Source organism: Streptomyces sp. NBC_00190 (assembly GCF_036203305.1).
Classification (GTDB): domain Bacteria; phylum Actinomycetota; class Actinomycetes; order Streptomycetales; family Streptomycetaceae; genus Streptomyces.
This window is the reverse complement of sequence record NZ_CP108131.1, coordinates 8,279,437-8,293,159: the sequence shown is the minus strand read 5'-3', so window position 1 is coordinate 8,293,159 and position 13,723 is coordinate 8,279,437. Positions and strand designations below refer to the sequence as shown.

12 protein-coding genes and 4 pseudogenes are annotated in these 13,723 nt (G+C 69.5%); 8 read left to right on the top strand and 8 right to left on the bottom strand.

From position 1 onward, the window contains the following. Positions 1 to 62: 62 nt before the first annotated feature. Positions 63 to 777 (top strand): annotated as a pseudogene (locus OG429_RS38530) (transposase); the annotation flags it as partial. A gap of 423 nt (positions 778 to 1,200) precedes the next feature. Here OG429_RS38530 and OG429_RS38525 read toward each other — a convergent pair. The 5 genes from OG429_RS38525 to OG429_RS38505 all read right to left on the bottom strand — a co-directional run bounded on the left by OG429_RS38525 (position 1,201) and on the right by OG429_RS38505 (position 5,026). After that, positions 1,201 to 1,332, bottom strand: a complete 132-nt coding sequence (locus tag OG429_RS38525) for a hypothetical protein (protein WP_328929907.1) — start codon at positions 1,330 to 1,332, stop codon at positions 1,201 to 1,203. A gap of 249 nt (positions 1,333 to 1,581) precedes the next feature. Next, a complete protein-coding gene (locus OG429_RS38520) occupies positions 1,582 to 2,292 on the bottom strand; it encodes a hypothetical protein (RefSeq protein ID WP_328929906.1) in 711 nt (236 codons plus the stop codon). 366 nt (positions 2,293 to 2,658) lie between these two features. Further along, on the bottom strand, positions 2,659 to 2,865 hold the full coding sequence (locus OG429_RS38515) for a hypothetical protein (RefSeq protein ID WP_328929905.1): 207 nt from the start codon (positions 2,863 to 2,865) through the stop codon (positions 2,659 to 2,661). 1,532 nt (positions 2,866 to 4,397) lie between these two features. Next, a complete protein-coding gene (locus OG429_RS38510; protein WP_443051300.1) occupies positions 4,398 to 4,631 on the bottom strand; it encodes a hypothetical protein in 234 nt (77 codons plus the stop codon). Positions 4,632 to 4,699: 68 nt separating this feature from the next. Next, the gene (locus OG429_RS38505; protein WP_328929904.1) at positions 4,700 to 5,026 is read right to left on the bottom strand and encodes a TetR family transcriptional regulator C-terminal domain-containing protein; all 327 of its coding nucleotides are present in this window, start codon (positions 5,024 to 5,026) and stop codon (positions 4,700 to 4,702) included. A gap of 170 nt (positions 5,027 to 5,196) precedes the next feature. Between OG429_RS38505 and OG429_RS38500 the strand changes: the two are divergent. Continuing rightward, positions 5,197 to 5,301, top strand: a pseudogene (locus OG429_RS38500) (IS5/IS1182 family transposase); the annotation flags it as partial. 351 nt (positions 5,302 to 5,652) lie between these two features. Here OG429_RS38500 and OG429_RS38495 read toward each other — a convergent pair. After that, complete coding sequence (locus OG429_RS38495) at positions 5,653 to 5,877, bottom strand: hypothetical protein (protein ID WP_328929903.1); 225 nt, start codon at positions 5,875 to 5,877, stop codon at positions 5,653 to 5,655. A gap of 1,019 nt (positions 5,878 to 6,896) precedes the next feature. Here OG429_RS38495 and OG429_RS38490 point away from each other — a divergent pair. The 3 genes and pseudogenes from OG429_RS38490 to OG429_RS38480 all read left to right on the top strand — a co-directional run bounded on the left by OG429_RS38490 (position 6,897) and on the right by OG429_RS38480 (position 8,984). Continuing rightward, a complete protein-coding gene (locus tag OG429_RS38490) occupies positions 6,897 to 7,460 on the top strand; it encodes an HPP family protein (protein WP_328929902.1) in 564 nt (187 codons plus the stop codon). Positions 7,461 to 7,621: 161 nt separating this feature from the next. Then, a pseudogene (locus OG429_RS41660) lies at positions 7,622 to 7,960 on the top strand (transposase); the annotation flags it as partial. Between the two features lie 616 nt (positions 7,961 to 8,576). Next, a complete protein-coding gene (locus OG429_RS38480) occupies positions 8,577 to 8,984 on the top strand; it encodes a PPOX class F420-dependent oxidoreductase (protein ID WP_328929900.1) in 408 nt (135 codons plus the stop codon). 749 nt (positions 8,985 to 9,733) lie between these two features. Here the strand turns inward: OG429_RS38480 and OG429_RS41655 are convergent. Further along, positions 9,734 to 10,234, bottom strand: a complete 501-nt coding sequence (locus tag OG429_RS41655) for an ATP-binding cassette domain-containing protein (protein WP_405922354.1) — start codon at positions 10,232 to 10,234, stop codon at positions 9,734 to 9,736. A gap of 138 nt (positions 10,235 to 10,372) precedes the next feature. On the opposite strand from OG429_RS41655, the gene OG429_RS38470 reads away from it, so the two are divergent. The 3 genes and pseudogenes from OG429_RS38470 to OG429_RS38460 all read left to right on the top strand — a co-directional run bounded on the left by OG429_RS38470 (position 10,373) and on the right by OG429_RS38460 (position 12,959). Beyond that, complete coding sequence (locus OG429_RS38470; RefSeq protein WP_328929899.1) at positions 10,373 to 11,641, top strand: sensor histidine kinase; 1,269 nt, start codon at positions 10,373 to 10,375, stop codon at positions 11,639 to 11,641. Further along, a pseudogene (locus tag OG429_RS38465) lies at positions 11,638 to 12,295 on the top strand (response regulator). The gene OG429_RS38470 and the pseudogene OG429_RS38465 overlap by 4 nt, the downstream one beginning before the upstream one ends. A gap of 364 nt (positions 12,296 to 12,659) precedes the next feature. Beyond that, positions 12,660 to 12,959 (top strand): DUF6422 family protein, encoded by a 300-nt coding sequence (locus OG429_RS38460; RefSeq protein ID WP_328929897.1) that lies wholly within the window; start codon positions 12,660 to 12,662, stop codon positions 12,957 to 12,959. A gap of 271 nt (positions 12,960 to 13,230) precedes the next feature. On the opposite strand, the gene OG429_RS38455 is transcribed toward OG429_RS38460, so the two are convergent. Continuing rightward, a complete protein-coding gene (locus OG429_RS38455; RefSeq protein WP_328929896.1) occupies positions 13,231 to 13,581 on the bottom strand; it encodes a VOC family protein in 351 nt (116 codons plus the stop codon). Positions 13,582 to 13,723: the final 142 nt, after the last annotated feature.

The window sequence follows — 13,723 nt, the reverse complement described above, 5'->3', positions numbered from 1 at the left end:
TGCCTCATCGCCTCCCGACAGATCCAAACACTGTGTCGACCGCTATAGGCGCTTTCTGACTCTTGCACGAGCGGTTCGTGCACCGTTTCTCCAGGTCGGAGCCGCGTGAGGCGGCGTTGGCGTACGTGCGCGGGCTGATCGCCCCGCTGGAGCGGAAGAACGGCTGGGCGCTGGCCGAGGAGGCCGGGATTGCGGTCCGGACCGGATCCACCGGCTGTTGAACCGGATCGACTTGGACGCCGATCAGGTCCTGGACGACGTGAGGGACTACGTAATCGAGCACCTCGGGACAACTCCCAGATCGGAGTTTTCCTCGCCTATGCCGACAGTCACGGCCGCACGTTGATCGACCGGCGTCTGCATCTGCATCTGCCCACCTCGTGGACGGACGACCGCGACCGGTTCCGGGCCGCCGGTATCGAGGACACGGTCCGCTTCGAGACGAAAGTGGTGATGGCCAAGGCCCTGATCCGCCGGGCGAGCGCGGACCGGATCTCGTTCGGGTGGGTGACCGCGGACGCCGACTACGGTTTCTCCAAAGGCATCACTGGACGAGCTGATCCACATCGCGGGCAGCCGGTGGGCGGTCGAGGAATGGAATGCTTCCAGACCGCGAAGCAGGAGTGCGGCCTGGACGACTACCAGGTCCGCCGCTACGACGGCTGGCACCGCCGCATGGCCCTCGCCATCGGCGCCCACGCCCGAGCATCGACCACATCCTGCACTGGTCACACTGGCGCCGCAGACGACAACACCAAGCCCGCATCAGCCACTACAAACGACGCGGCCACACCCCACCAGAAACCAACAAACCACCACGACAAAGACCGTTGCAGTACTAGCCCGAACCTCGGGCTCGCCGAGCTGGCAGCTGATACTCGGCACCGGCAAGAGCGGACGTCCGGGCTGCGCTGATGACGGTCAACCAGACTCGCACGGCAGGCGCACCGAGCGGCCCGGCACCTCCGTTCGCGCTTCCGTGACTGTGCCTGTTCCGCGAACGGGAGGGGTTCGCCGGACTCCCGGCTCAACGCCGCTGACCTCGATAGACAGGTTGAAACAGTCTCGTACGGCGGCGGCCAGGACGCGGATTGCCTGCCGGTGAGCGCGCCGGGGCGCTGCCGCGGCGACGCGGTGTTCCGAAGGGAACGGCGCCGTCTCCGTCGGGCGGCGCAGCGGCACGCCGTCGCGCGGCGGAAGTCAGCGCTGGGCGAGTTCTCTGCAGCGGATCCCGCCGCCGGGGTGCCACTCCATGACCGGCTCGGCCGCGGTCCTGTGCTCACTCCACCAGAAGATGGAGCCGATGCCGACGCAGGCGTGCCGCTTGCACACGCACGCCTCCCCCGGGCCGGCGTATGCCACCCCGTCACGGACCACCCTGCTGGCGGACGACGTCAGAACGGGCTCTGGCACGGGAAGCGTGAAGAGGTGACTGACGGTGGCCGCGTGACCGGTCTGGTCGGCGGGTCGCGGAAGGCGGCCCAGTGCCGCGGCGGATCGGTGGCGCACGTGCATGCAGTCGGCCGGTGTCCCGGCAGGAGGGCTCCACGGCCTGGGTGAGGAACCCCTCGGGTTCCCGCCTTACGGGATGCGGATGTACGTGCAGGTCGGCCCGCGCTGGGTGCGTGCGTTACACACGTCGTCGGTTCCGTCGCCCGCGTTGAGGGCGACGATGCTGATGCCCCCCGCCTGTGGTGGCAGTGCCATTGGCATGCTGACGCGTTGCTCGACCGCGCCTTCGTCGTCAGGTCTGAGCTCACTTGAATAGTCGTCGACCGAGTCTTGGACGGGCGTGGCCAAGTCGGCCCGCATGGGGGTCACGAACACCTGGATGGTGGCCCATGTCTCCACGCCGTTGGCGTGGACATCGAAGGTCACTCGCAGATGGGACCGCGGGCCTTCGATCTTGACGTTGGTGATGGTGGGCCGTCCGTTCCCGCCGGCGGCCTTGGCCGCGCCGATCACTGCCACGCTGAGAGCCACCATGTAGAAGATGACTCCGAGGACGAGAACGCCGGTCTCCCACAGATTGCCCCGCCGCGTGGGGTGGACGAGCAGGGCGACGATGCTGCAGACGATGGCGAGGATGGCGCAGAGCGAGGCCACGTAGATCGGCCATGACTCGTTGTTGAGGGCGACGAACACGATGTCGCTGGACAGCCCGAGAGTTGTCATGATCCCGGCAACGGTGATCAGCGCACCGGCCAGGATCTTGGCGACGTCGTCCAGGCGCTTTCCGACCTTGGCTTGGATTTCGTCGGGTGTCGGCGGAGCCTGTTGCTCGTCGCCCATGTTCGGCACCCTCATTGTGGCCCTCCACGCCGTAGGCCCACGCAGCCGAGGTCATACATGGCCGGGCGTCCCTGATGGATACGGCTCCCTCGGGAATCTACCGGGACGTTTCCCGCGGACCGCGAGGTTGGGCCACTTGGTGGCGAGCCGTGGTTCGCTCAGGTGCCGGTGTGCAACTTGAGGGTGTGGTTGATGAAGCGGCGGCTGTGGTCGGGGCGGCTCTGTCAGCGCTCGTTGCTCAGCCGACGTCTGTGTGGTGCGCCGGGGCGCAATGCCCGGACGGGAGCGGCCCCGCTAGCCTGGGACAGGGCAGCGGCCGGCCCTCTTCCGCGGAGTGTGTCCGCCCTCGCTCGGCACCTGCATGGATCAGCGGCGCAGGAGCAGGGCTCCCCACATCGCCCGCGTGCGGTGGGAGCGGTAGGAGAGCCTCGGAAACGCCTGGTAGTGCCAGGGAAGTCCGAGCGTGTAGCCGTCGACGTGACGGAACTGGGCCACGGATTCCCTGAAGCGGCCCTGGCGGAGCAGGAAGGACGCGAGCGTGTGGCGAGCCCACGGCAGTTCCGGGTGGCCCACAGCCGCAGCGGCGTCCTTCAGCCGCGGCGTCGACCAGGGCAACAGATCGATCTCGAAGAACTCCCCGACCTCCCCGTCCTGCCCGAACTCGCCCAGCGCCTCGACATCAACCCCGCCGGCCTGATGCCCGGCTCCGACTCTTCGAGCGCCCCTGCCACAGCCAGGTCGTCGAGCGTCGGCCGATCGGCGCCGACCACCGCACGACACCGTCAGTCACCGCTTCGCTTCCCGTGCCAGAACCTCAGAACGTCAGTGGGAGACGACGCGAGATGCGGTCGATGACATGAGGCGTTGTTGATCGTCGGGGCATGCCGGGAGTCGCTGATCCGGTCGGATCAACGACTCCCGGCTGGAAGGTGTGTCAGCTGTCGAGGGGGCCTGGAGGGTAATGGTCTGGCCTGCGCGTTGGATGGTGGAGGGAACGGTGGCACCGGCGCGGCGGTTGTTGATGACCTGGCAGTAGGAGCCGATGTTCGGGGTGGGCTGGCCGTCGACGGCGGTGATGGCCCGAGGGCCTGGCCGTCTCCTTCGCCGCGGGGTACGCAGACACGGTCATGGTGCGGTGGGCCCGACGGGGGCGCACACCCGCACGTCCGGGCCCACACATCCGCCCCGGCCAGTCGAACCAGGGCCGACGCCGGGTGTCAAGCCACGTATTCCGGTGACATGACGGCAGCCTTGCGGAGGGGCTCATTGGAAGCAGGCCCCACCGGGGAAAAGCCCCGGACGATACGGGTCCGAAAAACAGCCCACCCTGCAATATTCCGCGGAGAACTCCGATGAACAGCATTTCCTGGAACCGTCGTATCGTGCTCGCCGCACATCCGTGACGCTGTTCGGCGCCGGCGTGGCCCTCCCCGCCACCGCCATGGCCGCACCGACCGCCCCACAGCACCACGTCACCCAGACCCCCCACAACGACGGCCACGACCCCGACCTCCAGGACAGCGACCACAGCGTCCCCGGCGTCAACGGCGGCGACCTCATGGACCCCGACTACCAGCAGGGCCTCGAAGACGACGACCAGGACACCCCCCAACAGCAACGGCGGCAACGACGAGCCCGACCTCGACCTCACGCCCGACGGCGACGTCGACCTCACGCCCGACAGCGACATCGACTTCGACTGATGAGGACCGGCCCCCTGCCGCCATACCTGCGCGGACGTGCGCCGCCACCGCGATGCGCCGACCCGGGCCCGCCCCGGCGCAGCCCAGACCGGCGGCCAGAGCATCATGCGTCCGGCCCACTCGGGATGGGCGGCCACCGGACTCCGTCGGTTCATCAACGGTCCAGAACACGGGCCCGCCCCGGGTCGGCGCAGGCATGCACGGCGGCCGCGACCCGCACGCCACAAACCCGAACGGCGACCGCCCCGGGATGGGCCTACACAAGCGACAGCAGACCTTCACCGGGAAACGACACCGGCCCTCACCAACAGACGACACCCATCACCCAGCCCCGTCACCACGAACGATGCCACTCACACCCAGCGCAAAAGACCGTCGCCACCCACTGCCACACGTCGCTCATCACGACCACACCCGGCAGGACAACGCAGCAGGCCAGGCGGCTGATGAAGCCAGACTCTGCGCAGATCCAGTGGGCCGACACGGCACCTCCCGTACGTTCCGGTCGCGCGGCACCAGCCACTCGTCGAAGTCGGGCACGTGCGTCAGTCCCTCGGCGCGGCGGGCGCGGTCGTAGAGCGGGTACGGGTCGCGGTACAGCTCGTCACGCCGTGCCTGGTCGTCGTACGACGTCACTGGGACCTCCGGATCACGGTCGGAACCGGGCAGGTGCCACCGCAGCGGGTGGCCTCCGGTGCGCCGGATCATCCTGCCCGAACCCCGCCCGGGCCGGTGGGGCACAGGCAGCCTTTGAGGGCGTCCAGGTGTCGACGGAGTACCTGCCGGAGCAGCGTCGGCGGATAGCGGTCCCGCAGTAGCGTTGCCTGGAGGGTGAGTCCGTCGAGGAGGGCGGCCAGTCGCGTGCTTTCCAGTTCGACGTCCATGGCGGCGGGCAGCCCGCCGGCGCACCACGCCCCCTCCAGCTCTCCATCGGCGTGAGCTTCCTGGGCGAGTCCCTCATGGTCGGCCTCCGAGGCATGGCTTCGGGAATCCCCTTCGCCCCGACACCTACTCGCTGACTCATTGCCCACTCCTGGTCGCCGTCGGGCCCGGCGGCTCCGGCAAGTCCGATGTTCGCCACCGACGTCGCCCGCGGTGGACGCCGTGGTCTGCCTCGACTCCCTGCGCCGTGAGATAGGCGGCGACTTCTCTGGCGCGGCGGCCTGTCCTCCTTGAAGGCAATCCCTGCTGCCGACCGACCGCCGCCGACACCCCGTACTACTCGGGCAAGCACAAACGGCTCGGCATGAATGTGCAGGTCCTCGCCGTCACGGACCCGCCCGCACGATGTGCTCGATCGCATCCCGGGCGCGGGATCCGAGTGGTTGAGCGGGAGCCGGCGGTCTCTCGGACCTGTCCGGCACTCGCAGGGGCATCGCGTCCGCACCTCTGACCGCGCGCCGGCCCCGGCAGCAGGCCGATGACTCCTGAACGAGCCCACTTCCCGGACCAGACAGACCCCAGCAGTCGCGACCTCGGCGAATCCAGGCGGTCGGCCCTTGGCAGAGCGCGGGGACCTGGTACTGACGGCCGTACCGTCCCCGCCGACAGCCCCAGCGCCCCAGATGTCTACGTACTCGTCTGTTCACGTGTACGCCGACATGGCGCCCGAGCAAGCCGCCGGACTGGATAGCTGTTGGGTAGGTGCCCGGCGGCGTCAGATGTCGCCGGTCCACACCTCGGGGCCGCCCCCCTCCCAGCGGATCGGCCCGTCCTCGGACAGGTCCACATCCTCCAGGCCGGCCCGGCGCAGGAATTCCGACACGTCCCCGGGCGTGAACGCCCGGCCCAGGTCCGCGTCCACGCCGAGCGCGTGCACGGTGACCTTGCGGCCGCCCTGCGGTGACACGGGATGGATCACGATCTCCGTCTGGTCCGCCATGCATCCACAGTGCGGCGGGCAGGCCCATACTGCATCCGGAGTGGCCCACGTAGCTGCGTTCGCGTGCCGCGAGAGCACAGCAGCCCTTGACGTCCCCTCAGAATCTCTGGAGGGGAAGGCGTTTGGGGGAGGGCGGCCGGGACAGACGCGTGGTAACCGGAAGCGAACACCTCGCAGGTGGGTCGCTTCCGGGAGCGGGCCCCGCCGCATGCCGCCCTTCCCCCGGCGTCATGCGGCAGGCCCGCCCGCACGACGGGCTGCCGCCCGGATCCGTACGGCACCCGGACACCCCACGGTCTCGGCCCCCTCCCCGGCCGGGACGGGTGTCCGGCGAACCCCCGGCGTCGGCGCTCAGACCGCCGGCCCCGGGCAACGGACCCGACGGCAGCAGCCCGCCACATGATCAAAATCGATGAGTTCGGGAGTCACCGGCCGCGGTGCGCAATGGCGTTGGCAGGGCCGAGTGAGGAATAGTCAAATCCTGTGGGTCGGGGTGCCGGTCACGAATGCCACAGACCCCGGAGTTTCGGATGGTGGAGGCGTCATCCCTTGACGTCGGCGTACTCGTCAAGGACCCCACCGCAGCTTCGTCGCGGTCCACTCCGCGCCGTACCGGCACAGTGCCTCCAGCGACGGCGGCAGCCGATCGCGCACAGCAGGTGGCGTCCGCTCGATGTCGGGGGTTCACACTTCCGGCAGCACCTCCGGTCCCCCGCGGAGAGCAACCGTCCAGCCCCCGCTGCGAGCAATCGCCAGCACAACCCCCGAAGAGCCGCACCTGTGCGGTCCGAAGTCGTTACCTCCGCGGCGTTCGGGGGGCTGGCTGCTGCACGGTTTGTCGGGCTTCGTATGATCCAGGGGAGTCACGGCCGCCCCCACACCGGGCCTCTGCAGTGTCCCCCCGTCCCTGCCGATCGCAGTGGCTGTCACAGCGGTACAAGCCGAAGAGACTCCTGCCCCTGCCAATCACCGCCATCGGGTCCCTGCCCGTCGGCCAATCCTCTGAAGACGTCATTTCCTTGAGCACCGACCGGACCACCACAATCCCGCCGTCACCACCCCCGCCCGACCGGCCATCCGCCCGGGCGCTGCCCCGCTTGGCGGGCCGCGCCCCCGCCCCGCCGACGCCGCGCGATGCCCTGCACAGCATCAGCGGCGCCACCGCCGTCATGCTGGCGCTGACGGCCATCGGCGCTGTGATCCACGAACCCGTCCTCATCCCCCCACTGGCCGCATCCGCCGCGATCGTGCACAGCGTCCCAAACCTGCCCCTAGCCCAACCCCGCAGCGTGATCGCAGGCCACCTGATCTGCGCCGCCGTCGGATACGGAACCCTCGCCGCCCTGGGTAGTGCCCCATGGGCGGCTGCCCTCGCGGCCGGACTCGGCTTGGCCCTGATGACCATGGCCCGCACCCCGCACTCCCCGGCCTGCGCGACCGCCGTCGTCATCGTCCTGAGAACACCCGACCCCAGAACCTTCGTGCCGCTCCTCGCCGGCTCGGCAGTCCTCCTCGTCCTCGCCGGCTGCGCCCTCTCCCGCGCCCGCTCCGCCAGCTCCCGCTACCCCGTCTACTGGTGGTGACGCTAGTACTCCAGCAGGATTTCGCTGTCTGAGCTGCGGGTTTGGTTGGGCGGCTGGGGTGTAGCGGGCTGCGGAGTGGTCAGGGGCGGTCTTCGACGAGCCGCCCCTCGATCGTGCGACAGCGCCGCAGGTAGTGGCAGCGTAGGGGGCAGCTTCCCCACGTGATCAGCGCACGTGTTGGCGAGCAGTCGAACCTGGAACTGGACGACCTCTTCGTGAACATCGGCCATCGCTTCGGCCGGGTGGAACTACGCCGCCGCATGCGTGACTACGTACGCGGCCTGCTCGCACCAGTAGCCCGAAAGAACCGCTGGCAGCTGGCCGAGCAGGCAGGCCACGCAACCCCCGATGGCCTGCAGCACCTGCTCGCCGGAGCGAAGTGGAACCCTGCCGACATCCGCGACGACCTGCAAGAACACGTCGCTGACAAGGTCGGCGAGAACGATGGCGTCCTCACGTGGCGCTCCGGCTCGGCCGAGGCCGGCTCGACCGTCTTGGGTCCGCCGCTGGCTCCGGCCCCAGTCGCCCAGCCCTACGGTCTCCCTACCCTCTGGCACCCGATCGTCCAGGTCCGTCCACACGCGACTTGCTTCCCGTGGCCGCGACCAGGCACCGTGGGGTGCAGAACCGACCGGGCAACCGGCGGACCCTCGAATGCTGGTGACTTCGCAGACGGGGACACAGCAGCACCGCGTTGCGGCGCGCGTGCCGCACACCTCAGGGCAGACCCGCACCCGCCGGGCCGGCCCTGACGTCTTCCCGGCCCAGACCGCCCACCCGAGCAGCTCCGTAAGCGCACTCACACACCGCGCTGCCGGCCCCGCCGGGGCGGGCTTGCTCCATCAGCTCGGCATCGGCGACATCCAGAGACCGCAAGACGGAGGGCGGTCGCCGTCGGGGGCCTCGCGCGTCCGTGGGGTCCATCCGGGTGAACCGACTCCTGATCGGCGGCAGTCCCACCGGACTCCCTCGCCAGATGCCCCTAGCGGAATTCCGGGACACACCCACGCAGGCCGGCCGCACGGCGCAAGTCCTCGTTTGCCCGAAAACCAACAGCTTCCCCAGGATGTCCCTGCCGCTTAACCAGGAGCAGAACCCCAGGAAGGGAAGCCGACCATGCCCGCTACTCTCTCCGACGACCTGAAGAGGATCATCGACGACTCCCCGGTCTTCGCCTCCATCGCCACGATCCAGCCCGACGGCAGTCCGCAGGTCACCGTCACATGGCTCGCCCGGGACGGCAACGACCTGCTCATCTCCACCACCGTCGGACGCCGCAAGGAAGAAAACCTGCGCCGCGACCCGCGCATCACCGTCCTCATCAACCCCCACGATGCCCCGTACACCTACGCCGAAGTCCGCGGCACCGCAGGCCTCACCACTGAAGGCGGCCAAGACCTGATCAACCAGCTCTCCCGCAAGTACACCGGCAAGGACTACGCCGACTTCAACCCCCGCGCCGGCGACGACAGCGAACGCGTCGTCATCCGCGTCACCCCCCACAAGATCGTCGGCTCCATCTGAACCCACCCCACCGCCCCGACCATTCGGGGCGGTGGCCCCACCTCCACCCCATCCACCCCGGACAGCATGTCGGTGTCCGGCGCTGCAACCCCGTCAAAACCCGCATCGGGAGGCGACTGCTGGTCCCTGACCCTCCTGGGCTACGGAACCCTCCGCCCGCCGGCCGAGCCTGGGGCGTCCGCAGCCTGGCCCGCGCCCTGCTGCCCGCGGACGTCGCTTCGGTGATCGAGAGCGCCGAAGGGGCAGGCAGCAGCCACCGGCTGAGCAGACGCGCGCGGCGCTCGCCTGGCAGCGCGCCGCGAGCCTCGGCGGTAACGGCCTGAGCGACGGCCGCGCCAGCCGCGCCCTCGTTACTCAGGCGCGAAGTCCTCCACCACGGTGGGGGCCTTCTCCTTGCTCGCAACGGACCAGCGATCAGCCGCACCTACACAACAGTGGGTGCGGAGGGTCTTGGGAGCTGGGCCTGTTCGAGCTCCGTGAGGGTTACCGGACGTCTGAGGACCCGTCCGGGGGCGGCGGCCGGGCATCTCCCCGGCACCCGCGGGGCCATCTTTGCCTGCCCGATGCTGGGCCGGCGGGGCCCGCGTGCCATGCAAACGAAAACGGTCTCGTCTCCTTCCACTACGAGGAAGGAGGCGAGACCCGGTTGAGCGCTGGGCAGGCCTTGCACCTGCATCCCCCCACAGGAAGTGGGGTGCCTTTCCTTGGACCACCAACGCCAGACCGACCACCCGGGCAGGGCGTCGAGCTCAAGATCGATGATACGCCACGATCCACCGCAACCGAGACCGCCCCGGCCCCGGTTGTGGCCAGGCAACCACTGCAGCCAGAGCTGCCTGGCCTGCTCCGGGCGCAGCGGTACCGCGGTTCCGGAAGGTCTCGCCCCGCCCGAGCAGTGGGTGCCCCGTTCGGCTGCCGAGTCGGCCACAGTGTGTGGGCGGCAAGCGCTCGGCAGCACTGACAAAATGGCAATGCGCGGCGGCGGTGTGGCCGGGGTGGACGTCCCCGGCGTCCAGCAGCGCACCGACGTGGTGCAGGCCGGCCTGTCGGGCGACGAACGGGCGCCCGTCGACGGTGGCCGTACCGGCTGTGGGCCGGTTCAGACCGAGGATCATACGCATGGTGCTGCTTTTGCCGGCTCCGTTCGGGCCGAGAAACCCGGTGACCGTGCCGGGCCGCACGGTGAAGCTCAGGTTGTCGACGGCGAGGACGTCGTCGTGGCGTTTGGTCAGTCCCTTGACTTCGATCATGCGACCCACCGTGCCTGGGCACCGTGCCGGGCCGCATCGACCCACCGGCGGTGATCGGCGCCGCCGTCTCTGCCCCCGGGCATACGCCTGTGGTCTGACGACCGGGGACACTGGCTTCTCTACGCTCGACTTGTGCCCGTGACCACACCCCACCCGCCCGCCGCGCCCGCGCCGCCCCTGCTGCAACGGCTGCCGCGCGCCGCGCGGGCGGCGCTCGCCACGTGCGCCGTCGCGGCGACGGCGCTGCTGCTGTACGCGGCTCTGGGCAGTGCTCCCGTGCCGGGCGACCCGGCCGGCGAGGGCGCTGTCCTGGCGGCCGCTTCGCTCGTGGTAGCCGCGCCGCTCGCGTGGGCCCGGCGATGGCCCGTCGCTGTGCTCGGGACATTGCTCGTCGAGGCCGTCACGGCATCGGCGCTCCGGCTGCGGGCCGAGCAGACCTGGCCCCTCCTCGCGGCCACCGTCCTGCTCGTCGCCGCAGTCGCGGCCGCCCGCCCCGCGCGCACCGCGCTCGTGGCGGCACTCGCCGCCCTCGCCGTCCAGGAGACCGTCCTGCAAGTTGATTTCCACCGCGACGGCGGATGGTCCCGCGTACTCGCCCCCGGATTCCTCGGGCTGACGGCCTGCCTGGCCCTGCTCGTCCTACTGGCCTGGCCGGCGGGAACGTACGTACACCAGCGGCGCGCGTACGACGAGGCGCTACGGGCGCACGCCGCCGAGCAGGCGGTCACGGCGGAGCGGCTGCGCATCGCCCGCGAACTCCACGACATGGTCGCCCACGGCATCGGCGTCGTCTCCATCCAGGCCGGGGCGGCGAGACGCGTCCTGGACAGCGAGCCGGAGCAGGCGCGGGACGCGCTCACCGCTATCGAATCCACCGGCCGCGAAACGCTGCGCGGCCTGCGTACCATGCTCGACATCCTGCGCCGGACCGATCAGGAACCGTCGTCCGAGGGCCCGGAAGCCGCGCTCGGCGCAGAGCCGTTCGCGGGCCTCGGCGACCTCGACCGCCTGGTCGCGGCAACGGCCCGCGCCGGGGTCCGCGTGGGCCTGCGCCGCACTGGGCCGTCAGTCGACGACCTGCCGGAGGCCGTCGACCGTTCCGCGTTCCGCATCGTCCAGGAGTCGGTGACGAACGTCGTCCGCCACTCGGCCGCCCGGCACTGCCGCGTGACGATCGGCCGGAAGCCGCACGAGCTGTCCGTCGAGATTCTCGACGAAGGCGGGGCCGCGAAGTCCGGCACCGATGCGGGGGCCTACACCAGCGGGTACGGGATCCAGGGCATGAGGGAACGGGTCGCATTGCTGCACGGGGCGTTCCACGCCGGTCCCCGCGAGGGGGGTGGCTTCCGCGTCGCCGCCCGGTTCCCGCTGGACGTCGATCCGACAAAGGGAGATGAGGCCACATGACGATCCGTGTCCTGCTCGCCGACGACCAGCCGCTGGTCCGCACCGGACTGCGGATGGTCATCGACGCCGCGCCCGGCGTCGAGGTCGTGGGCGAGGCGGCGACCGGCTCCCAGGCCGTGTCCCTGACCAGGCGACTCGCACCCGACGTCGTCGTCATGGACATCCGGATGCCCGGCATGGACGGCATCGAGGCGACTCGGATGATCACGCAGGAGTCCCCACACGTCCGAGTGGCCGTCCTCACCACCTTCGACACCGACCAGCATGTCCACGCCGCACTGCGCGCCGGAGCGAGCGGGTTCCTCGTCAAGGACATGGACCTGGACGGCTTCCTGACCGCCCTGCGCGTGGTCGCCGCCGGCGACGCGCTGATCGCCCCCGGCGTCACCCGCCGTCTGATCGCCCGTTACGCCGCTCGTACCGCACCCGTGCCCGCGCCGACCAGGCGGGAACTCGCAGGTATCACCGCACGCGAACGGGAGGTCCTCACCCTCGTCGGACGTGGCCTGTCCAACCGCGAGCTCGCCGACGACCAGCATCAGCCCCGGTACTGCCAAGGCACATGTCGCAAACCTGCTCACCAAACTCGGCGTCCGCGACCGGGTCCACCTCGTCATCGCCGCGTATGACGCGGGCCTGGTGACCCCAGAGTGATGGATCTCGCGACTTCGGCTCGGCCCTGCCACACAACCACGCCTCAACAGCCGGCATCCGGCTCACCCACCAAGTCGGTGCAGTTGACAAGCCATCCCCGGTATCCAGTCAGGTACCGGGTTGACATGCCCTTGACCGCGATGCCTTCGACCCCGGACACGTTTGTCCAGGACTCCAGCCACTCCCGCGCCTTCGCGGAATCTCGCAGCCGATCGGCCGGGAACCCGCGCGTTCTATCGGCATTCTGGCCGGTGGCGGGCGGGTTTACGGGTGCAGCGATCACTGCATGGGGGCGACGGCCCTCACCCTGACTGCCGAGATGAGAAGGACATGAAGCGGCGGGTGGCGGGGTGGCCGGACTCTGATGGGACTCCATGGAAGCGACCGGATCTGCTCCTCGCGCCAGTCGCTCGGGTTTTCAACGGTCACCGAAGAGCAGCAGAAGGTGGTGGACGACGCCACGGCGAGTATCGCCGACGCCTACGCCGATGCGCGGTCCCGGGTGTCCGAGGCAGGTGTGGACCTCGGCGGGGAGCCCGAGGGGACTCCGTGCCGCAAGTGCGGCTGCAAGTCCTTCGTGCTCGGTACTGGAGGCGGCCTCATTTGCACGCGCACCCACCCAGCCCCCTGCGGCCATCACTTCACGAGCCACGACGTGTTCTGACCGTCGTCGGCGGCGGTTTGGCCGCCCCTCACACTACGTTGCGTAAGGGCCCTGGGCCCTCTGATGACCTCCTTGGCGGCAGTGCCACTGCCTCGAAACGCCACACCCCCGTCAACACACTCAGATTGGACCAACAGCACTTGACACAACGTCACTGCCATCCCTCACTGACACGAACACGGCACATCGCACTTAACAGGCGACACGCCTCCCAACCCAGTGAAATCCCAATCTGAGCGTCGTGCGATGGGCCGAGTTGAGTGCGGTGGGGTCACAGCCCGTGGGCGACCGGGTGCAGCGGTTCGTATAGCGGAAGTTCGGCGCCGCTGGGGAGCCGGATCGCAGTCAGTTTGCCCCAGCGTTGTTCGCTGACCGGGCGGGTGATCCCAACACCCTTGGCGCGGAACTCGCCGAGCTGGGCATCAAGGTCGTCGCACATCAGGTAGAACTCGTGCTGGGGCGGGCCATCGGTCGGGTGCACCGCGACTTCGGCCGGGGGCAGCTTGAAGATGAGCCAGCCGCCGCCCGCGTCGACGCCGGGAAAGTCGAGGACGTCACGGATGAAGGCACGGTCCGCCTCAGCATCCTGGCTGTAGAGGATGACATGCGCACCGCTGATCATGGCTAGCTCCGCTCCATCGACGTGCTGGCGGTCGTGTCCCCGGCATCCTGGCACGCCAAGGTCAAGAAGATCTTCGGCTGGGTTCGATGACACGGCGACTGACTTGAAAGCCAACGGACAAATGGGTTTCTGTGCTGGTCAC

Bases quoted from the DNA above. Each gene is read 5' to 3' on its own strand.
- OG429_RS38520 (WP_328929906.1), bottom strand. From the start codon at position 2,292: ATGGGCGACGAGCAACAGGCTCCGCCGACACCCGACGAAATCCAAGCC.
- OG429_RS38495 (WP_328929903.1), bottom strand. From the start codon at position 5,877: ATGGCGGACCAGACGGAGATCGTGATCCATCCCGTGTCACCGCAGGGC.
- OG429_RS38480 (WP_328929900.1), top strand. From the start codon at position 8,577: ATGCCCGCTACTCTCTCCGACGACCTGAAGAGGATCATCGACGACTCC.
- OG429_RS41655 (WP_405922354.1), bottom strand. From the start codon at position 10,234: ATGATCGAAGTCAAGGGACTGACCAAACGCCACGACGACGTCCTCGCC.
- OG429_RS38460 (WP_328929897.1), top strand. From the start codon at position 12,660: ATGGGACTCCATGGAAGCGACCGGATCTGCTCCTCGCGCCAGTCGCTC.
- OG429_RS38455 (WP_328929896.1), bottom strand. From the start codon at position 13,581: ATGATCAGCGGTGCGCATGTCATCCTCTACAGCCAGGATGCTGAGGCG.